Origin of the sequence: Stutzerimonas balearica DSM 6083, assembly GCF_000818015.1 — a bacterium.
Taxonomy (GTDB): Bacteria; Pseudomonadota; Gammaproteobacteria; order Pseudomonadales; family Pseudomonadaceae; genus Stutzerimonas; species Stutzerimonas balearica.
In genome coordinates this window covers 3,307,807-3,327,309 of sequence record NZ_CP007511.1, presented here as the reverse complement: position 1 = coordinate 3,327,309, position 19,503 = coordinate 3,307,807, and the positions used below count along the sequence as shown (strand labels likewise).

At 64.3% G+C, this 19,503-nt stretch carries 20 protein-coding genes; 12 read left to right on the top strand and 8 right to left on the bottom strand.

Annotation, left to right across the window (positions count from 1 at the left end):
• Positions 1 to 137 precede the first annotated feature (137 nt).
• Genes purU through CL52_RS15335 form a run of 3 tightly spaced genes read left to right on the top strand, consistent with a single transcriptional unit; the run spans position 138 to position 2,669 of the window.
• A complete protein-coding gene (gene purU, locus CL52_RS15340; RefSeq protein WP_041104221.1) occupies positions 138 to 989 on the top strand; it encodes a formyltetrahydrofolate deformylase in 852 nt (283 codons plus the stop codon).
• Between the two features lie 25 nt (positions 990 to 1,014).
• Positions 1,015 to 1,185: a hypothetical protein gene (locus tag CL52_RS21370; protein WP_165562881.1), complete on the top strand. Its 171-nt coding sequence runs from the start codon at positions 1,015 to 1,017 to the stop codon at positions 1,183 to 1,185.
• Positions 1,186 to 1,214: 29 nt separating this feature from the next.
• A complete protein-coding gene (locus tag CL52_RS15335) occupies positions 1,215 to 2,669 on the top strand; it encodes a helicase HerA-like domain-containing protein (RefSeq protein ID WP_043221608.1) in 1,455 nt (484 codons plus the stop codon).
• Positions 2,670 to 2,821: 152 nt separating this feature from the next.
• Here the strand turns inward: CL52_RS15335 and CL52_RS15330 are convergent, their stop codons facing one another.
• The 4 genes from CL52_RS15330 to yaaA all read right to left on the bottom strand — a co-directional run bounded on the left by CL52_RS15330 (position 2,822) and on the right by yaaA (position 7,334).
• On the bottom strand, positions 2,822 to 3,907 hold the full coding sequence (locus tag CL52_RS15330) for an IS5 family transposase (protein WP_043221605.1): 1,086 nt from the start codon (positions 3,905 to 3,907) through the stop codon (positions 2,822 to 2,824).
• 130 nt (positions 3,908 to 4,037) lie between these two features.
• Entirely contained in the window at positions 4,038 to 4,253 is a 216-nt protein-coding gene (locus tag CL52_RS15325; RefSeq protein ID WP_043221604.1) for a hypothetical protein, read from the bottom strand.
• 199 nt (positions 4,254 to 4,452) lie between these two features.
• Positions 4,453 to 5,898, bottom strand: a complete 1,446-nt coding sequence (locus CL52_RS15320; protein WP_041104227.1) for a mannose-1-phosphate guanylyltransferase/mannose-6-phosphate isomerase — start codon at positions 5,896 to 5,898, stop codon at positions 4,453 to 4,455.
• 656 nt (positions 5,899 to 6,554) lie between these two features.
• Positions 6,555 to 7,334, bottom strand: coding sequence for a peroxide stress protein YaaA (gene yaaA / locus CL52_RS15315; RefSeq protein WP_043221602.1), 780 nt, complete (start codon positions 7,332 to 7,334; stop codon positions 6,555 to 6,557).
• Positions 7,335 to 7,474: 140 nt separating this feature from the next.
• Here yaaA and dmeF point away from each other — a divergent pair, with 140 nt between their 5' ends.
• The 5 genes from dmeF to moaE all read left to right on the top strand — a co-directional run bounded on the left by dmeF (position 7,475) and on the right by moaE (position 11,402).
• Entirely contained in the window at positions 7,475 to 8,527 is a 1,053-nt protein-coding gene (gene dmeF, locus CL52_RS15310) for a CDF family Co(II)/Ni(II) efflux transporter DmeF (RefSeq protein ID WP_043221600.1), read from the top strand.
• A gap of 217 nt (positions 8,528 to 8,744) precedes the next feature.
• Positions 8,745 to 10,133 (top strand): PhoH family protein, encoded by a 1,389-nt coding sequence (locus CL52_RS15305; RefSeq protein ID WP_043221599.1) that lies wholly within the window; start codon positions 8,745 to 8,747, stop codon positions 10,131 to 10,133.
• A gap of 96 nt (positions 10,134 to 10,229) precedes the next feature.
• A complete protein-coding gene (gene moaC, locus CL52_RS15300) occupies positions 10,230 to 10,700 on the top strand; it encodes a cyclic pyranopterin monophosphate synthase MoaC (protein ID WP_041104235.1) in 471 nt (156 codons plus the stop codon).
• Positions 10,697 to 10,945, top strand: coding sequence for a MoaD/ThiS family protein (locus CL52_RS15295; protein WP_041104237.1), 249 nt, complete (start codon positions 10,697 to 10,699; stop codon positions 10,943 to 10,945). The genes moaC and CL52_RS15295 overlap by 4 nt, the downstream gene beginning before the upstream one ends.
• A gap of 1 nt (position 10,946) precedes the next feature.
• Positions 10,947 to 11,402 (top strand): molybdopterin synthase catalytic subunit MoaE, encoded by a 456-nt coding sequence (moaE, locus tag CL52_RS15290; protein ID WP_041104238.1) that lies wholly within the window; start codon positions 10,947 to 10,949, stop codon positions 11,400 to 11,402.
• 11 nt (positions 11,403 to 11,413) lie between these two features.
• Here the strand turns inward: moaE and CL52_RS21365 are convergent, their stop codons facing one another.
• The 4 genes from CL52_RS21365 to CL52_RS15275 all read right to left on the bottom strand — a co-directional run bounded on the left by CL52_RS21365 (position 11,414) and on the right by CL52_RS15275 (position 14,917).
• Positions 11,414 to 11,578 carry a hypothetical protein gene (locus tag CL52_RS21365; RefSeq protein ID WP_167650297.1) on the bottom strand — a complete coding sequence of 55 codons (165 nt, stop codon included), beginning with the start codon at positions 11,576 to 11,578 and terminating at the stop codon, positions 11,414 to 11,416.
• Between the two features lie 102 nt (positions 11,579 to 11,680).
• Positions 11,681 to 13,084, bottom strand: coding sequence for an ATP-dependent RNA helicase RhlB (gene rhlB / locus CL52_RS15285; RefSeq protein ID WP_041104240.1), 1,404 nt, complete (start codon positions 13,082 to 13,084; stop codon positions 11,681 to 11,683).
• A gap of 91 nt (positions 13,085 to 13,175) precedes the next feature.
• Entirely contained in the window at positions 13,176 to 14,111 is a 936-nt protein-coding gene (locus tag CL52_RS15280; RefSeq protein ID WP_043221596.1) for a GGDEF domain-containing protein, read from the bottom strand.
• A gap of 149 nt (positions 14,112 to 14,260) precedes the next feature.
• The gene (locus CL52_RS15275; RefSeq protein ID WP_043221594.1) at positions 14,261 to 14,917 is read right to left on the bottom strand and encodes an alpha/beta hydrolase; all 657 of its coding nucleotides are present in this window, start codon (positions 14,915 to 14,917) and stop codon (positions 14,261 to 14,263) included.
• Between the two features lie 291 nt (positions 14,918 to 15,208).
• Here CL52_RS15275 and CL52_RS15270 point away from each other — a divergent pair, with 291 nt between their 5' ends.
• From CL52_RS15270 to CL52_RS15255, 4 genes are all read left to right on the top strand, one after another.
• Positions 15,209 to 16,237 (top strand): amino acid ABC transporter substrate-binding protein, encoded by a 1,029-nt coding sequence (locus tag CL52_RS15270; RefSeq protein WP_041104245.1) that lies wholly within the window; start codon positions 15,209 to 15,211, stop codon positions 16,235 to 16,237.
• 84 nt (positions 16,238 to 16,321) lie between these two features.
• The gene (locus CL52_RS15265) at positions 16,322 to 17,506 is read left to right on the top strand and encodes an amino acid ABC transporter permease (RefSeq protein ID WP_041104247.1); all 1,185 of its coding nucleotides are present in this window, start codon (positions 16,322 to 16,324) and stop codon (positions 17,504 to 17,506) included.
• 7 nt (positions 17,507 to 17,513) lie between these two features.
• Entirely contained in the window at positions 17,514 to 18,608 is a 1,095-nt protein-coding gene (locus CL52_RS15260; protein WP_043221592.1) for an amino acid ABC transporter permease, read from the top strand.
• Between the two features lie 9 nt (positions 18,609 to 18,617).
• Positions 18,618 to 19,385, top strand: a complete 768-nt coding sequence (locus CL52_RS15255; RefSeq protein WP_043221590.1) for an amino acid ABC transporter ATP-binding protein — start codon at positions 18,618 to 18,620, stop codon at positions 19,383 to 19,385.
• Positions 19,386 to 19,503: the final 118 nt, after the last annotated feature.

Sequence of the window (19,503 nt, the reverse complement as noted above, 5' to 3'; positions counted from 1 at the left end):
CACCCGGCATTTTGTCAGGGTTGTTCGTCCGTTCTCAGCAAGCATACGCACACGGGCGGTGGGTTTATTTCGCCAATGGCCGCGCTTTTGCCGGCTGAGCTAGAATGCCGCGTTTCCATGCGAGCAGGAGTTTTCGGATGCGCACTTTCAGGCTGGTTATCGCCTGTCCCGATGGCGTTGGCATCGTTGCCAAGGTCAGTAACTTTCTGGCCACCTATAACGGCTGGATCACCGAAGCCAACCATCACTCCGACCACCAGAGTGGCTGGTTCTTCATGCGCCACGAAATCCGTGCGGACTCGCTGCCCTTCGACCTGGACGGTTTTCGCCAGGCCTTTGCACCTATTGCGCGTGAGTTTTCGATGGAGTGGCGCATCACCGACTCGGATCGCCGCAAGCGCGTCGTGCTCATGGCCAGCCGTGAGTCGCATTGCCTGGCCGACCTGCTGCACCGCTGGCATAGCGGCGAGCTGGATTGCGACATTCCCTGCGTGATCTCCAACCACGACGACCTGCGCAGCATGGTCGAGTGGCATGGTATTCCCTATTTCCATGTACCGGTCGAAGCGGGGCGCAAGCAGGAAGCGTTCGCCGAAGTGGCAAGCCTGGTGCGCGAGCACCGCGCGGACGTCATCGTGCTGGCGCGCTACATGCAGATCCTGCCGCAGGAGCTGTGCGAGGAATACGCGCAGCGGGTCATCAATATCCACCACAGCTTCCTGCCGTCGTTCGTTGGTGCCAAGCCGTATCACCAGGCGTCGCTGCGCGGCGTGAAGCTGATCGGCGCGACTTGCCACTACGTTACCGAAGAGCTGGATGCCGGCCCGATCATCGAGCAGGACGTCGTGCGCATCAGCCATCGCGACACCGTCGAGGACATGGTGCGACTGGGCAAGGACGTCGAGAAGATGGTGCTCTCGCGCGGCTTGCGCTATCACTTGGAGGATCGCGTGCTGGTCCACAGCAACCGGACGCTGGTCTTCAATTGACGGCTGGTATGACGGCTGGGTATCGATGAAGCATCCACTCGACCAGGCCACCGCCGAGGCGCCACCGATCATCGGCAGCGGTTGTACCCAGCGCTACGATCCGCAGGCGCTGGACGAGCGCCTGGGAACCGACTTTCCACAGGCAGCCGAACTCTGGGAAGCCTTGCAGGCGCAGCGCCGGCGCGAGGCCGAGTGACCTGCGCACGCTCTGATCAGGGGGATGACATGGATACAACCGATAGCCTGGTGCTTGGCGCAGAGTCCTCGGGGCAGGCCAATACGCATCTGCTGCGTCTGGCCAACCGCCATGGTCTGATCGCCGGCGCCACCGGCACCGGCAAGACCGTGACACTGCAACGGCTCGCCGAGCAGTTCAGCGATGCCGGCGTCGCGGTGTTCGCCGCCGACATCAAGGGCGATCTCTCCGGGCTCGGCGCTGCCGGCCAACCGCAGGGCAAGATTGCCGAACGCATCGCCAGCATGCCCTGGTTGGCGCACCACCCACAGGCCTATCCGGTCACGCTGTGGGACGTGTACGGGCAGAGCGGTCATCCGTTGCGCACCACGCTGAGCGAGATGGGCCCCTTGCTGCTCGGCAATCTGCTGGAGCTGACCGACAGCCAGCAGGCGGCGCTGTATGCGGCATTCAAGGTCGCTGACCGTGAAGGCCTGCTGTTGCTCGACCTCAAGGACCTCAAGGCGCTGCTCGGCTATCTGCGCCAGAGCCCGGCGGTGCTCGGCGAGGATGCGGCGCTGGTTACCGGCGCCTCGTGCCAGGCGCTGTTGCGGCGGCTGGCAACGCTCGAGCAGCAGGGCGCCGAAGCGTTGTTCGGTGAGCCGGCGCTGCAGCTTGAGGATCTGCTTGCACCGGCCGCTGATGGGCGAGGCGGTATCCATCTGCTCGATGCCTCGCGGCTGGTGCACGAAGCGCCAAAGGTCTATGCGACGTTCCTGCTCTGGCTGCTGGCCGAGCTGTTCGAACAACTGCCGGAGCGCGGCGATTCCGATCGGCCGTTGCTGGTGCTGTTCTTCGACGAGGCGCACCTGCTGTTCGGCGATACGCCCAAGGCGCTGCAGGAGCGGCTGGTGCAGGTGGTGCGGCTGATTCGCTCCAAGGGCGTGGGCGTCTATTTCGTCACCCAGTCGCCGGCGGATCTGCCCGACCCGGTGCTCGCCCAGCTCGGCCTTCGCGTGCAGCATGGCTTGCGCGCATTCACCACCCGTGAGCAAAAGGCGCTGCGTTCGGTTGCCGATGGCTTTCGCCCCAACCCCGAGTTCTCCGCGCTCGAGGTGCTGACCCAGCTCGGCATCGGTGAAGCGCTGGTCGGCGGGTTGGAGTCCAGGGGCATGCCGGCTGTGGTACAGCGGGTCTTCGTGGCGCCGCCGCAGTCGCGTGTTGGCCCGCTGAGCGAGCAGGAGCGCACGGCTATCCTGGCGCGCTCGCCGCTGCGTGGGCGCTATGAGCGGCCGATCGACCGTGAGTCGGCCTACGAGATCCTGGCGGCTCGTGCGCAGCAGGCGGCCCAGCGAGCGCCCGAGGCCGATACCGGGCCCGCTCGGTCGAGCGAGCTTGGCGATCAGGTCGGCGAGTTCGCTGGCAAGGTGATCCGAAGTGCGCTTAACCAGGCGGCTAGCCAACTCGGCCGTCAACTGGTGCGCGGCCTTCTAGCAGGCCGTTGAAAAATTCGGCCTCGACTGCCCCAACCCGTTCGGGGTGACGCTTTTTCAAGCGATTGGGGCTAACGGAGGCCGCAAAAGGCCTGGATTTTGGCCTTTTTGACCGGTTTCAGCACCATTTTCACGCCTTTCGGCGTTTTCGGGCGCACCTTGCCCTATACATGCGAGCCTCGCCACCAACCCGACAGGCTCCCCAATCGGATCAGGTTGTAGACCGAGAAGCCCAGCAGCAACTGGGCACTCAGCTTGGCGCGGCCGATCAGCTTGGTCTTGCGCAGGCCGCCAACCGTCTTCAGCCAACCAAAGCCTTCTTCGATCCGCTTGCGAATCTTCTGGCTGGTGGCGTACCCCGGGTGCCGCGTGGTGCGACCGTCGATGGCACTGCCCTTGCGTTTCTGCGCCACATGCGGCGTCACCTTCAGCTCGCGCGCGCCCTGCACGAAACGCTTCTGGTCGTAATTCCTGTCCGCCCCCACCGTGCTGCCCGGCTTGGCCGTGCGCTCGAGCATCTCCAGGGCCGCCTCCACCTCGGCACGTCCATTGAACTCGGTGCATTCCACATCCACGATCAGGCCGTTGCGGTGTTCCATCATCGTGTGGGCCATGTGCGCCAGGCGACTGGCATCGCCATTGCTCTTGCGTGCCAACCTGGCTTCAGGATCGGTGGTCGATTGGTGGGTCGCGTTGCTGCGCTTCTCGCCCTTGAAGTCGGCATCGGGGTTGCGCGTGCCATCCTCCGGTGGGTCGCCGCCGTCCTTCTTGATGAAGGACTTGTGCGAGGCCCAGGCGTCGATCAGCGTGCCATCGACGCTGAAATGCTCGTCGCTGGCGTACTCGGACCATTCGTCCAGGGACTTGATGCGCTGAAAGAACAGGCGCGCTACATCCTGATTGAACAGCCGGTCGCGGTTCTGGCTGAAGGTCGAGTGATCCCACATGCGCTCGTCCATCGACAAGCCGACGAACCAGCGAAACAGCAGGTTGAAATCAATCTGCTCGACCAACTGCCGCTCGGAGCGAATGGTGTAGATCACCTGGAGCAACGAGGCGCGCAGCAGGCGCTCCGGCGCAATCGAGGCCCGTCCCAAGGTGGAGTACAGCCTGTCGAAGTCCTGGTCCATCGACGCCAGCACGGCATCGACCAGCTCGCGCAGTGGACGCAGCGGGTGATCATTCGGGATGCGCTGCTCCAGTGTCGTATAGCTGAAAAGCTCGTTTTGTTTGAGGTCGAGTCCACGCATCGGCTTGGGCTGGCTTCGGCAGAAGAGGATAGTCGCCATTTTGCCAGAGCCAGGCGGGCTCTGGCTTTTTTCAACGGCCTTCTAGGCTCGCTAATGGGGCGCAAGCGCTGAAGCATCGCGGCTGCGCCGGTCAGGTTTGCGGCGTGGCGTCCTCGTCCGCGTAACGATCCTGCTCCATTTTGCGTAGCTCTTGCTGAAACGCTTGCTCCTGCACGCTGGGCTTCTTGCGCCAGGGTTTGCGTTCGGGCGCGGCGTGAGCGGCATAGGTCGTCACTTCGCCACCATAAATGTCCTGGTAGCGCTGCGCCTGGCGCTCCAGCTCCTTGCGTAATTCTTCCTTTGTCACTTAGCGGATCCTGTCTCTCACTGCGGTAAATCGAGAAATGCGGCCAGTCAGCTACCGAAGGCGGCGTGCTCGGGCCATGCGCTTGTAGCGGCCCGACATGCGAAGCCCGCTCATGCAAGCGACTGGCCATTATGCGCAACCCGGGCATGGCTGACAAAAAAGAGCCCGCGACAGGCGCGGGCTCGTTCAGGCGGGTCGATCAGCGCGCGACGTTCGCTTCTGCGCTCTGCTCGGCGCGGCCATAGACGTCGTCGAAGCGCTCGATGTCGTCTTCACCGAGGTAGCTGCCCGACTGGACTTCGATGATTTCCAGCGGAATCTTGCCCGGGTTGGCCAGCCGGTGGACAGACGTTACCGGGATGTAGGTGGACTGGTTTTCGGTCAGCAGGAAGGTCTTTTCGTTGCAGGTCACCTGCGCGGTGCCGGACACCACGATCCAGTGCTCGGCGCGGTGGTGGTGCATCTGCAGCGACAGGCTGGCGCCAGGGTTCACGCAGATACGCTTGACCTGGAAGCGGCCGCCCATGTCCACCGAGTCGTACCAGCCCCATGGGCGGTAGACGGCGCAGTGATTCTGGGTTTCGCTGCGCTCGCGCGCGTCCAGCTTGGCGACGAGCTTCTTGACGTCCTGCACCTTGTCCTTGTGCGCAACCATGGTCGCGTCCTTGGTTTCGACGACGACCACGTCCTCGAGCCCGAGCACCGTCACCAGCTTGTCGGTGGCGTAGATCAGCGAGTTGCGGGTGTCCTCGGCGATGACGTCACCCTTGAACACGTTGCCGTCGTCGTCCTTGCTGTGCACGTCCCAGATCGACGACCAGGAGCCGACATCGCTCCAGCCCGCCGACATCGGCACCACGCAGGCCAGGTCGGTCTTCTCCATGACCGCGTAGTCGATGGAGTTGTCCGGGCAGCAGGCGAAGGTCGCCGGGTCGATGAGAATTTCCTCACCGTTGCGAATGCTGCGTTCCAGCGCCGCCCAGCAGGTGTCATAGATATCCGGGTCGTGCTTCTTCAGCTCTTCGAGGAAGACGCTGGCGCGGAACAGGAACATGCCGCTGTTCCAGAAATAGTCGCCTGATTCGACGTAGCTCTGGGCGCGCGCTTCGTCTGGCTTCTCGACGAACTGGCTGACTCGCTCGATGCCTTCGGGCAGGGTACCGCGGCGCTGCGGGTCGCACTTGATGTAACCGTAACCGGTTTCCGGGCGAGTGGCCGGTACACCGAAGAGCACCATCTCGCCGTTTTCCGCGGCATTGGTGGCCAGCGCCAGCGAGCGCTGGAAGGCTCGTTGATCTTCGATAACGTGGTCGGCCGGCAATACCAGCAGCAGTTCGTCACGGCCTTCTTCGGTGAGCTTCATCGCGGCCATCGCGATGGCCGGCGCGGTGTTGCGGCCGAACGGCTCGAGCATCAGGCCCTGAACGCCGAGTTTGCGCGCCGCCAGCTGCTCCTTGACGATGAAACGGTGCTCTTTGTTGCACACCAGCAGCGGCTGTTGCATGCCCTCGAAAGCCAGGCGCTCCACGGTTTGCTGGAACAGCGTCTGTTCGCCGGTCATTGCGAGGAACTGCTTGGGGAACAGCTTGCGCGACAGGGGCCAGAGCCTGGAGCCGTTACCGCCTGAAAGGATTACCGGGATCATGTTGCTTCTCCTGAAACGTGTACGAAGGTCGTTCTGCTTGTTCGTCGGCACAGCAGCTGTACCGAATGGCTGAAGATCAGCGAGCGCCGGGCAAAGCGAGGCCCGTGGGCGCGACTGACCGCTCCCCCGAGGCTCATGCCCCGATTGCTGAAACCTGCCGGTACTGGCTAGTCCGCAGATGGCCAAACGGCTCCCGACGCGCGGAAGCGGTGGCGCTGGCAGTAGGAAGAAGCCATCCGGATACCGTCTGGATGGCCGTGCGGGCTGGGCGTCGTCGACGAGGAACGGCTGCCGTCGACTTGTTGTGATCGGGTTGCCTGCCGCACTTGCGGATCGAAGGCACAGCCCCGTGGGCTGTGCGCTTGGCTGGAGCGGCGGTGGACATCCTCGCCACTGCCGCTCGCCGTGACAGCGCTGCTGTCGTTGTCCGTACGCCACGGGCACTTGCCGGGCGGTCATTTATCAAGACCCTGAGCACTTTCATGTGCGACGTCCCTTTCCGGTCTGGAGTTGGTACGCGCTTATGATTGTGCTGCCCGAGAGTTAGTTCCCCGTGGGCGAACCATTGATCGGCGAGATTTCGACAGTGTCGATGGGCCGCCTCCGGGGCTGCTCGCGGCAGCGGCAGCCCAGAGCGGTTTGGTGGGACGGTTGCCTCAGGTCGGCGGGTTGTCGCGCAGGAAGACCAGACGGTCGGTGGAGGAGTGCGCCTCACTGTAGCGATAGCCGTCGTAATCGAACTGCAGCAGCAGCGCCGGATCGCTGATGCGTTCCTTGATCACATAGCGCGCCATCAGACCTCGGGCTTTCTTGGCGTAAAAACTGATGATCTTGTACTGGCCGTTCTTCAGATCCTTGAAGTCGACATCGATCACCCGGGCTTCCAGCGCCTTGCGCTTCACGGCACCGAAGTACTCGTTCGAGGCGAGGTTGAGCAGCACTGCGTCACCCTGCGCGGCGAGCGCCTCGTTGAGCCATTGGCTGATGCGTTCGCCCCAGAAAGCGTAGAGATCCTTGCCGCGGGCGGTAGCCAGCCTGGTGCCCATTTCCAGACGATAGGGCTGCATGAGATCCAGCGGTCGCAGCACGCCGTACAGCCCGGAGAGCATGCGCAAGTGTTGCTGGGCGAAGTCGAAGTCGTGCTCGCTGAAGTCGTCGGCGTTGAGCCCGGTATAGACGTCTCCCTTGAACGCGAGCAGCGCCTGCTTGGCATTGTCGGGGGTGAAATCGGCATTCCAGCTTCCGAAGCGGGCGACGTTGAGTGCGGCCAGCTTGTCGGACAGGTGCATGAGTTCGGCAACCTGTGCCGGCGAGTACTCGCGCAGCTGGTCGATGAGCAGCTGTGCTTGATCGAGATGTTCGGGCAGCGTATGGCGCGGGGTCGCGGGAGGGGTGTCGTAGTCCAGAGTCTTGGCTGGTGAAATCACCATCAACATCGAATTGCTCTCGTTCCTTTGGATGTGCCGCGATTCTAGGCGTGAACCCCAATGCGCCTCCAGCTATCGCAGCCATTGATGGCGGTTGACCTTGCCCCTGGGGCAAGGCGCAAGCTTGTTGCACACATTGAGGAGGTGACATGAGCGCGTGTGATCATTCCAATTGGCACCCTGACCATGACTATCGGCCGCTCGAGCAAGGCGCCGAGCGTCAGACCTGGCTGGTCGCTGCGCTGACCGGCGTGACCATGCTGGTGGAGGTGGCGGCCGGCTACCTGTTCAACTCGATGGCCTTGCTCGCCGATGGTTGGCACATGGCCTCGCACATGGTCGCGATAGGCCTGGCCGCACTCGCCTATCTGCTGGCGCGGCGCTACTCGGGGGACCAGCGCTTCGCATTCGGCACCTGGAAAATCGAGGTGCTGGCCGGTTTCTCCAGTGCGCTGCTGCTGGTGGTGGTCGCGCTGACGATGATCGGCGAGTCGCTCGCGCGCTTCTGGTCGCCGGCGCAGATCGGCTTCGACGAGGCAATCGTCGTCGCCATCATCGGCCTGCTGGTCAACCTGGCTTCCGCCTGGCTGCTGCATGAGCGTCACGAGCATGCGCACGCGGGGCACGGCCATCAGCATGCTCACGACCACGACCACGACCACGACCACGACCACGACCACGACCACGACCACGACCACGACCACGACCACGACGCGGGCAAGCGGACTACCGGCGGGCGCGACCTGAATCGGCACGCCGCGTTCGTACACGTGCTCACCGATGGCCTGACTTCGGTGGCTGCCATCGTCGCCCTGCTCGGCGGCAAATTTTTCGGCTGGAGCTGGCTGGATCCCGCGATGGGCGTGATCGGCGCCGTGGTCATTCTGGTCTGGGCCAAGGGCCTGCTGCGTGGCACCGGCAAGGCATTGCTGGATCGGGAGATGGACGACCCGCTGGTGCACCAGATTCGTGCGGCGCTCGAGGCGGTGCCCGATACCGATGTCACCGATCTACACCTGTGGCGTGTCGGACGCGCACAATACAGCTGCATTCTCAGCGTGGTCACCCACCAGGACTACACGGCGGACCGCTACAAGCGGGAGTTGGCACGCTTCGCGCAGGTGGTTCACGTGACGGCCGAGGTCAACCGCTGCGCGGAGTCCGGCCATCGTTCAACGGGCGATTTGTCCGCGGCGCACTGAGGGGAAAGACGCCGGCGAATCGAAAAGTCATTTGCCTGTCATATGTTTTGCGTTAGAACGAAATCCAGACCGCCGAACCCTGCGAAACAGGTGGCGGCCACTGGGTGGCCCCGAGCCCACCGGCGCCCAACGTCCGCTCACCCTCGTCGTCGTACGGCGGTCACCTCCGACGGAGCATTCGCATTCCGTCGCCGCTACTACGACGAAGGTGATCGGTATGGATGATTACGGTACCTCCCGCGCGACCCAGCCCACCCTGTACGTGCTCGACACGAACGTCCTGATCCACGATCCAAACGCCTTGCTCAACTTCCAGGAGCACCAGGTCGCGATTCCCATGACCGTGCTCGAGGAACTCGACCAACTGAAGACCGGCAAGCACACGGTCGCGGCCGAATGCCGACAGGCCATCCGGCTGATCGACCGTTTGCTCGGCAGCGCCTCGCCCGAGGAAGTCGAGGCAGGCGTACCGATCCAGCGCGGCAAGGGTGGGCCTTGCGGCAGCCTGTCGATCCTCATGAGCCGACCGGGCCAGGCCAACGGCCTGCCGGAAGACCTGAACGACAACAAGATCATCAATCTGGTCGTCACCCTCAGCAAGGAACGCCCCGGGTTGCCGGTAGTGCTGGTGACCAAGGACATCAACATGCGCCTGAAGGCGCGGGCCTGCGGCGTGGCCGCGGAGGATTATCACACCGACCAGCTGGTCGACGATGTCGGCCAGCTGTCGCGCGGCTATCACAGCCTCACCGGCTCGTTCTGGGACCGGGTAAGCACCGTCGAGACGCAGCAGGGGCACGGACGCACCTGGCACCGGGTGCAACTGATCGACAACCTGCCGGCCGTGCACATCAACGAGTTCGTGCTAGACGAGCAAGGGTTCGTCGGCTGGATCAAGGGCATCGAGGGCGATGAACTGCTGCTGCTGGACCTGCACCAGGAGCCGCTGCTGCATCAGGAAGCCTGGGGGCTGCGCCCGCGCGACATCCACCAGGCGCTGGCGCTGTGCGCGCTGCTCGATCCGGATATCCATCTGGTCAACCTGTCCGGCGCCGCCGGCTCGGGCAAGACCATCCTGGCGCTGGCGGCGGCCATCGAGCAGACCGTGGTGAGCAAGCGCTACCGGCGCATCATCGCCACCCGCAGCGTGCAGGGGCTCGACGAGGACATCGGCTTTCTGCCGGGCACCGAAGCCGAGAAGATGGAGCCCTGGCTGGGGGCCATCACCGACAACCTCGAGGCGCTGCACATGGATGACGAGAACACCCACGGCAGCATCGACTACATCCTGCAAAAGGTCCCCCTGCAGTTCAAATCGCTGAACTACATCCGCGGGCGCAGCTTCCAGCAGAGCCTGATCATCATCGACGAATGCCAGAACCTCACGCCGCACCAGATGAAGACCATCATCACCCGCGCCGGCAATGGCTCGAAGGTGGTCTGCCTGGGCAACCTCGCGCAGATCGACACGCCCTACCTATCGGCGACCAGTTCGGGGCTGACCTACCTCACCGAGCGTTTCAAGGACTTCCCGCATGGCGTGCACATCACCCTGCAGGGTGTGCCGCGCTCGATCCTCGCCGAGTACGCCGAGGCCCACATGTAGGAGGGGCGGCCGGAGCTAGAGGCCGGCTCGTCGGCCTCCAGCTTCGGCCTTCCAGCTGCGTTACACTGCGGGCTTTCCCAGCCAGCAGGACTTTCCATGCTCACCCATCTCGATTTTCAGGGCCGCGCCAGCATGGTCGACGTCACCGACAAGGCCGTCACCGCGCGCGAGGCCACGGCGGAGGCGCGTGTGCGCATGCTGCCCGCCACGCTGCAGCTGATCCAGCAGGGCGGCCATCCCAAGGGCGATGTGTTCGCCGTCGCTCGCATCGCCGGCATCCAGGCAGCGAAGAAAACCCATGAGTTGATTCCGCTATGCCATCCGTTGCTGTTGACCAGCATCAAGGTCGAACTGGCGCCCGAGGGCGAAGACTGCGTGCACATCCGCGCCGTCTGCAAGCTCGCCGGGCAGACCGGGGTGGAGATGGAGGCCCTGACTGCCGCCAGCGTGGCCGCGCTGACGATCTACGACATGTGCAAGGCGGTGGATAAGGGGATGGTCATCGAAGGCGTGCGACTGCTCGAGAAGCGCGGTGGCAAGAGTGGGCACTGGCAGGTGGAATCATGATTCGAGTGCAGTTCTATGCCCGTTATCGGGAGACCCTGGGCAGCGATGGCGAAGAACTCGACTGGGACGAACAGCTGACCTGCGTCGATGCGCTGCGCCAGCGGCTGCTTGCCCGCGGAGGTGCCTGGGAGCTGCTCGCCGAGCGCAATCTGATGTGCGCGCGCAACCAGGAGCTGTGCGGTCTGGACGAGGCGCTGGAAGACGGCGACGAAGTGGCGTTTTTCCCGACCGTTACCGGAGGCTGAAATGAGCGTACGAGTCCAGCAAGCGGCCTTCGATCCCGGGGCCGAGCTGAATGCACTGCATGCGGCGAACCTGGGCATCGGCGCGGTGGTCGGTTTCGTCGGCTACGTGCGCGACTTCAATGACGGCCACGAGGTGGCCGGCATGTTTCTCGAGCACGCCCCGGGGATGACCGAAAAGGCCTTGCAGAAGATCGTCGCCGAAGCCGAGCAGCGCTGGCCTTTGCTCTGCTGCGACGTGCTGCATCGCGTCGGGCCGCTGGAGCCTGGCGAGCCGATCGTTTTCGTCGGCGTGGCCAGCGCGCATCGCGAAGCGGCGTTCGATGCCTGCCGCTTCGTCATGGATTACCTGAAAACGCGCGCGCCGTTCTGGAAGAAGGAGGCTACCCCTGAAGGCCCTCGCTGGGTCGACGGGCGTGAAAGCGACCAGAGTGCTGCGCAGCGCTGGAAGCACGACTGAGCAGGGCGCGCTCAGCTGAAGGTGATGTACATCTTGAAGGCGAGGGTGGAGAACATGGTGAGCACGCCGGCCGCCAGAATCGCCACGCCCCATTTCTGATCGCGGAAGTTGTAGCCTACGCACAGCAGGACGAAGCCAGTGGTTATCAGCAAGATCAGCCAGTCGAGATGCTGCATGTCGTATTCCTTGTTCAAGCGTGACGTGATGAGGCAACTCTAGCCTGTGGCAGGCTGCGCCGCGCTGACCTGCATCACTGCGGCCGGGCGCGGCGCATGGCCTCAGCGCTGCCGCGGCACTGGCGCGAGCAGTTCGGCGGGCGGCATCTCGCAGTGGATCTTGCGGCCGATCAGTTCTTCGATTGGCGGCAGGGCGAAGGCGTCATCCTCGCCGGCAAAGCTGATCGACGTGCCGCTGGTGCCCGCGCGGCCGGTACGCCCGATGCGGTGCACGTAATCGTCCGGCACTTCCGGCAGGGTGAAGTTGATCACGTGGCTGATGCCCTCGACGTGGATGCCGCGGCCGGCGACATCGGTAGCCACCAGAACGCGGATCTTGCCCTCGCGAAAGCCCTCCAGCACCTTGATGCGCTTGTGCTGCGGCACGTCGCCGGACATCTGCGCCGCGCTGATGCCGTCGCGCGTCAGGCGCTCCTCGATGCGGCGTACCTCGTCCTTGCGGTTGGCAAAGACCATCACCCGCGTCCAGTCGTTCTGGCTGATCAGGTTGTAGAGCAGCTTGTACTTGTCGCTCGACGCCACGGCATAGACGTGTTGTTCGACGGTCTCGCTGGCGACGTTCTCCGGTTCGATCTCGACGATTGCCGGGTCGACGGTCCATTGCCGGGCCAGGTTCATCACGTCATCGGTGAAGGTCGCCGAGAACAGCAGGGTCTGGCGCTCGCCCTTCATCGGGGTCTGGCGAATGATCTGGCGGACCTGGGGGATGAAGCCCATGTCGAGCATGCGGTCGGCCTCGTCGAGCACCATCACCTCGACCATGTCCAGGTGCACCTCGCCGCGCTGGTTGAAGTCCAGCAGGCGGCCGGGGGTGGCGACCAGGATGTCGCAGAACTTCGCTTCGAGCTGCTTGAGTTGCTTGTCGAAGTCCATGCCGCCGACAAAGCTCATCACGTTCAGCTTGCAGTACTTGGTCAGCGCCTCGGCATCCTTGGCGATCTGCACCACCAGCTCGCGAGTCGGGGCGATGATCAGCGCGCGCGGCTCGCCCATGTAGCGTTCCTTCGGCGGCGGCGTCTGCAGCAGCTGGGTAATGGTCGAGATCAGGAACGCCGCGGTCTTGCCGGTGCCGGTCTGCGCGCGGCCGATGGCGTCGCGACCCTTGAGGGTGAACCCCAGCACCTGCGCCTGGATTGGCGTGCAGTAGCTGAAGCCCTGGTCATGAATGGCGTGCATCAGCTCGGGGGCGAGCCTGAAATCGTGGAAGCGGGTCTTGCCCTCGGCGGGCTCGACGACGAAATCCTCGGGCTTCCAGAGCGTTTCGCTGGGCGCCGGTTTCGGCGCGCGCTTGCGGCGTGGCTTGCTGGCGCTCTTGGTGCTGGGTTCTGTTGGTGCCTTGTGCGGTTCGGGTTGCGCTGCGGCTGGCTGCGGCGCAGTGGCGGGCGTACTGGCGCTTTGCTGCTCGCCTTCGCTCTTGCCAAGCATTTTCTTGAGTGCCTTGAGCACGATCGTCTCTTCTGTCAACGGGAAAGTTGGCCGGAGTTTAAAGCAAGACGCTCGAGCGGGCGAAGCATTGCGCCATCGTCCGGCCGTCCGGTCAGCCGCAGAGCTGGTTGCGTCCGCCCTGCTTGGCCTGGTACAGCTCCCGGTCGGCACGCTCGATCAGGTCGGCCAGGCGGTCGGCGGGTTGCCAGACCGCCAGGCCGATCGAAACCGTCACGCCAGGCAGCCGGCCGATCGGGCTGGGAATGCTGCGGACCTGCTCGATGGCCTGGCGCAGCCGCTCGCCGATCGCCCGAGCGTCCTCGGCTGCCAGTTCGGGCAGCAGGATGGTGAACTCCTCGCCGCCATAGCGCACCAGACAGTCCTTCGGCCGCAGCTGTGCAGCCAGCGTACGCGCAACGAGCGAGAGCACGAGGTCGCCCGCGAGATGGCCGTGGCTGTCGTTGTACTGCTTGAACCGATCGACATCGAGCATGAGCATGCACAGCGGGCTCCCCGCCATGGCACAGCGCGTGCTGTCGCGCTCGAAGGCGTGTTCCAGCCAGCGTCGGTTGAATACGCCGGTGAGCATGTCAACGTTGGCGTTGTGCTCGCTGTCGACGATCAGGCGATCGCTCAGGCGAACGCGCTCGCAGAGCAGCAGGGCCAGGTTGTGCATCAAATGCGGGGATTCGCCGAGCACGCCGATGTGCCTCGAGTGCAGGCGCAGCAGCGTACAGGGTTGGTTCGCGACGACGTAGACCGTCGGTGGCAGGTGGTCGACGAAGCTGACCTCGCCGGCGCAATCATTGGTGTCGATGACTCTGAGTGGCTGGCTGTCGAGCGAGTCGACATACACCGTCAGGCTGCCTTCCAGCACCATATAGAGGTGGTGATTGGCCTTGCGCGGGCTGAGCAGGGTTTCGTCGGCCTCGACGGTGCACAGCTGGCACTGCGCGAGCAGCTTGCGTACGTCGTCCGCGCCGGCACCGTGCAGCAGGCGCAGCCGCTCCAGGCTCGCCGGGTCCACCGGCTGGTCGACGATCTTCATGGTGCTGCCCGCTGACTGCGTGGCTGCGTCTGGCCCTGCATGGCAAGCGGTCCTCCGCTGCAATGTCTGCCGGGCGGCGGATCGATAGTCCCTTCAGCTTCCGCAGTCGGCTGTGCGTTCAAGCATAGCCGACCTGCAGGCGGTGGCGATCAGGCGAGGCGCTGGGCCAGCCAGGCGCCGATGTCGAGGATCTCGTCGGGGCGCACTTCGTGGGCCATCGGATAGTCACGCCACTGCACGGTGAGGCCCGACGCGGCAAGGCAATCGTGCGCAGCGCGCCCCATGGCCATTGGCACGACGTCGTCGAAACGACCATGCAGGCAGAACACCGGCACGTCTCGCATGTCCGGCGCCGGTTCGAGCTGTTCCGGGAACGTCGGCGCATAGGTCGATAGGGCCAGTACGCCGCCGAGCGGGCCTGGCCAGCGCAGGAACGCGGTATGCAGCACGACGGCGCCCCCCTGGGAAAAGCCGGCCAGAAAGATGCGTTTCGGATCAATGCCGGCATCGCGTTGCGCTTCGATCAGGTCGATCACCTGCTGTGCCGAAGCTTCCAGCTGCGCCTGGTCGATGGCGCGTGCGGGGCTCATGGCGAGGATGTCGTACCAGCTCGGCATGCTCCAGCCGCCATTGATACTGACCGGGCGCGTTGGGGCCTGCGGCAGCACGAAGCGGGTGCTGTCCAGGTGCTGCTGCAACGCTTCGGCGACCGGCTGGAAGTCGTAGCGGTCGGCACCCAGGCCATGCAGCCAGATGACACAGGCGTCGGCGTTGCGTGAGGGTTCGATGATCAGAGGATTGCTCATGAAGGCTCCAGTTCGGGGCGAATCGCCTCATCCTGGGGCGCGGAAGAGGCGGATGGAGCGAGATTAACCGCTCCCGGCCCCCCTCTGCACCCGCAGAGCCGGGAGATGCGGCCGCGCATGCGTGGCTGGTACGTCGCTTGCTATCTCAGGATGGCAAGCCGACATCGGTCGTCAGGTTGCCGAACGGTGGGGGGCGACTAGACTCAGGGCTGGCTCCGCAACGAAGCGGCCATTGGCCGTGTCGGCAGCAGACCCAGACCCCGAGAATAAAAAAGCAAACTGGAGGTTTCGATGACACGGGTGAAATCCACACTGGCCGTGCTTGGCGCAGTAGCGCTGGTTGGCGCGAGCGGGCTGACCCATGCGGGGGCGACCCTGGACGCGGTGAAGAAGAAGGGCTTCGTGCAGTGCGGCGTCAGCGACGGGTTGCCGGGCTTCTCCTACGCCGACGCCAAGGGCCAGTATCAGGGAATCGATGTGGACGTCTGCAAGGCCGTTGCGGCGGCGGTCTTCGGCGATGCCGGGAAGGTGAAGTTCAGCCCGCTGACCGCCAAGGAGCGTTTCACCGCGCTGCAGTCCGGCGAGGTCGACGTGCTTTCACGCAACACCACCTGGACCAGTTCGCGCGACGCCGCGATGGGGCTCAATTTCACCGGCGTGACCTACTATGACGGCCAGGGTTTTCTGGTCAACAAGGGCATCGGCGTGAAGAGCGCCAAGGAACTGGATGGGGCGACCGTCTGCATCCAGGCCGGTACCACCACCGAGCTGAATCTCTCCGACTACTTCCGCGCGAACAACCTCAAGTACACCCCGATCACCTACGACACCTCGGACGAAAGCGCCAAGTCGCTGGAGTCGGGCCGGTGCGACGTACTGACCTCGGACCAGTCGCAGCTCTATGCCCAGCGCATCAAGCTGGCCAAGCCCGACGACTACGTGGTGCTGCCGGAGGTGATCTCCAAGGAACCCCTCGGCCCGGCGGTTCGGCAGGGTGACGAGGAGTGGTTCGATATCGTGCGCTGGACGCTGTTCGCCATGCTCAACGCCGAGGAGCTGGGCGTGACCTCGACCAACGTCGAGCAGATGGCCAAGACCACCAAGAACCCCGATGTGGCGCGCCTGCTCGGCGCCGAGGGCGAGTACGGCAAGGATCTCAAGCTGGCCAACGACTGGGCCGTGCAGATCGTCAAGCAGGTCGGCAACTACGGCGAGGTGTTCGAGCGTAACGTCGGCAAGGGCAGCGAGCTGAAGATCGAGCGCGGCCTCAATGCGCTGTGGAACAAGGGCGGGCTGCAGTACGCGCCGCCGGTGCGTTGACCGACCGGCCGGCGAGGCCGGCCGCTTCAGGGATGAGCGCTGCCGCGGCCGCTCGGCTCCGGCAGCGTATCCAGAGGGTTCCCGATGCGCACCGATGGTTCTTCGCGGCGGGTAAGCGGCTCGCTGCTCACCGACCCCCAGGCACGCGCCTGGCTGTTCCAGGTTCTAGCCGTCCTGGCGGTCGTCGCCTTTGGCTGGTTCCTGTTTCACAACACCCAGGCCAACCTGGCCCATCGCGGGATCAATTCCGGGTTTGGTTTTCTCGACAATTCTGCCGGCTTCGGCATTCCGCAACACCTGATCGATTACAGCGAGAGCGACAGCTACGCTCGCGTGTTCTGGATCGGGTTGCTCAATACCCTGCTGGTCAGCGTCATCGGTATCCTGCTGGCCACGCTCATCGGTTTCGTGCTCGGCGTCGCCCGGCTGTCGCCGAACTGGCTGATTCGGCAGCTGGCCACGCTGTACATCGAGACGTTTCGCAACATCCCACCGTTGTTGCAGATCTTCTTCGTCTATTTCGCCGTGATCGGCCCGCTGCCTGGCCCGCGCGACAGCCTGAGCCTCGGCGACGTGGTCTTCGTCAACAACCGCGGGCTGCAATTGCCCGCACCCAGCGCTGACGAGGGCTTCTGGGCGTTCTGGCTGGCCCTGTTGCTGGCGATCGGGCTCTGCGTCGCGCTGGCGCGTTGGGCGAAGATCCGACGCGACGCCACCGGTCGGCGCTTTCCCCTGTTCTGGACGGCGTTGGCGTTACTGATCGCCATTCCCTGGTTGAGCACCCTGCTGTGGGGCAGCCCGTTCCAGTGGGACGTGCCGCAGTTGCAGCGCTTCAACATCCGGGGTGGCTGGGTGGTGATTCCCGAGCTGGTCGCCATTGTCGCGGCATTGTCGATCTACACGGCCGCGTTCATCGGTGAGACCGTGCGCGCCGGGATCCAGTCGGTCAGCCATGGACAGACCGAGGCTGCCGCATCGCTGGGACTGCGGCCGGGACAGCTGCTGCGGCTGGTGATCATTCCGCAGGCCTTGCGAGTCATCGTGCCGCCTCTGACCAGCCAGTATCTCAACCTGGCGAAGAACTCCTCGCTCGCCGCGGCCATCGGCTATCCGGACATGGTGTCGCTGTTCGCCGGCACGGTACTCAACCAGACCGGCCAGGCCATCGAAACAATGGCGATCACCATGAGCGTCTACCTGGCCATCAGCATCAGCATTTCGCTGTTGATGAACTGGTACAACAAGCGCATCGCGCTGACCGAACGGTAGGGGCGATATGACCAGGCATGTCTTCAAGCCCGACCTCCCGCCGCCTGCGCGCCAGCTTGGCGTGCTGGGCTGGTTGCGGGCGAATCTGTTTTCCAGTTGGCTCAACGGGCTGCTCACGCTCGTCGGGCTGTATCTGATCTGGCTGGTGCTGCCGCCGCTGCTCGACTGGGCGATCTTCAGCGCGGACTGGGCTGGCGATGCGCGTAGCGACTGTAGCCGCGAAGGTGCCTGCTGGGTTTTCGTGCGCGAGCGCTTCGGCCAGTTCATGTACGGCTTCTATCCGGTGGAAGCGCGCTGGCGGATCAACATGGCAGTGTGGCTGGCGATCGTCGCGGCAGCGCCCTTGTTCATGCGCTGGTTGCGGCACAAGGCGCGCTATGGCCTGGCCTACCTGCTGGTCTATCCGCTGCTGGCCTTTTGGCTGCTGCACGGCGGACTGGGGCTGACGGTCGTGCCGACCAGCCAGTGGGGCGGCTTGATGCTGACAATCGTCATCGCCGCGGTGGGCATCGCGGGCGCGCTGCCGCTGGGCATCCTGCTGGCACTGGGGCGGCGTTCCGACATGCCGGCGATCCGGGTACTCAGCGTGACCTTCATCGAGTTCTGGCGCGGCGTGCCGCTGATCACCGTGCTGTTCATGTCTTCGGTCATGCTGCCGTTGTTCCTGCCCGAAGGCATGAACCTCGACAAGCTGCTGCGCGCGATGCTGATGGTGATCTTCTTCGAGGCCGCGTACATCGCCGAGGTGGTGCGCGGCGGCCTGCAGGCGATCCCCAAGGGGCAATACGAGGCCGCCTCGGCGATGGGCCTGGGTTACTGGCGGATGATGGGCCTGGTGATCCTGCCGCAGGCGCTGAAGCTGGTGATCCCGGGCATCGTCAACACCTTCATCGCGCTGTTCAAGGACACCAGCCTGGTGATCATCATCGGCCTGTTCGACTTCCTCAACAGCATCAAACGCGCCACCGCGGACCCCGCCTGGCTGGGCATGTCCACCGAGGGCTACGTGTTCGCCGCACTGGTGTACTGGCTGTTCTGCTTCGGCATGTCGCGCTATTCGATGCACCTGGAGCGCAGGCTGGACACCGGCCATCGAAATTAGGAGAGAGCAATGAGCGAATCCAGCGTACAGGCCGGGGCGGCTGTGAAGCCGATCATCCTCATGGAGGGCGTGCACAAGTGGTACGGCCAGTTCCATGTCCTCAAGGACATCAACCTGAAGGTGCGCCAGGGCGAAAGAATCGTGCTCTGCGGGCCGTCGGGTTCCGGCAAGTCGACCACCATCCGCTGCCTGAACCGGCTGGAAGAGCACCAGCAGGGGCGTATCGTCATCGATGGCCACGAACTGACCAGCGATCTCAAGCAGATCGAAGCGATTCGCAGCGAGGTCGGCATGGTATTCCAGCACTTCAATCTGTTTCCGCACCTGACCGTGCTGCAGAACTGTACGCTGGCGCCCATGTGGGTGCGCAAGATGCCCCGTCGCGAAGCCGAGGAAGTAGCCATGCACTACCTCGAACGGGTGCGTATTCCGGAGCAGGCGAGCAAATTCCCGGGCCAGCTCTCCGGCGGGCAGCAGCAGCGCGTGGCGATCGCCCGGGCGCTGTGCATGAAGCCCAAGATCATGCTGTTCGACGAGCCCACCTCGGCGCTCGACCCGGAAATGGTCAAGGAAGTGCTCGATACCATGATCGGGCTTGCCGAGAGCGGCATGACCATGCTGTGCGTGACCCACGAGATGGGCTTCGCCCGCACCGTCGCCGACCGGGTGATCTTCATGGACAAGGGCGAGATCGTCGAGCAGGCCGAGCCCGAGGTGTTCTTCACCAATCCCGAGAGCGATCGCACCCGCCTGTTTCTCAGCCAGATTCTGCACTGACACGCCGGAGCAGGGCGGTCGGCGGTCGCCTGGCGGAAGCCTGCAGCTTGCCCTTAGCCTCGTCTGTCGTCATGGGCTAGAATACGCGCCCCCGACTGCTCCCCTCTTCGAGGCTGTT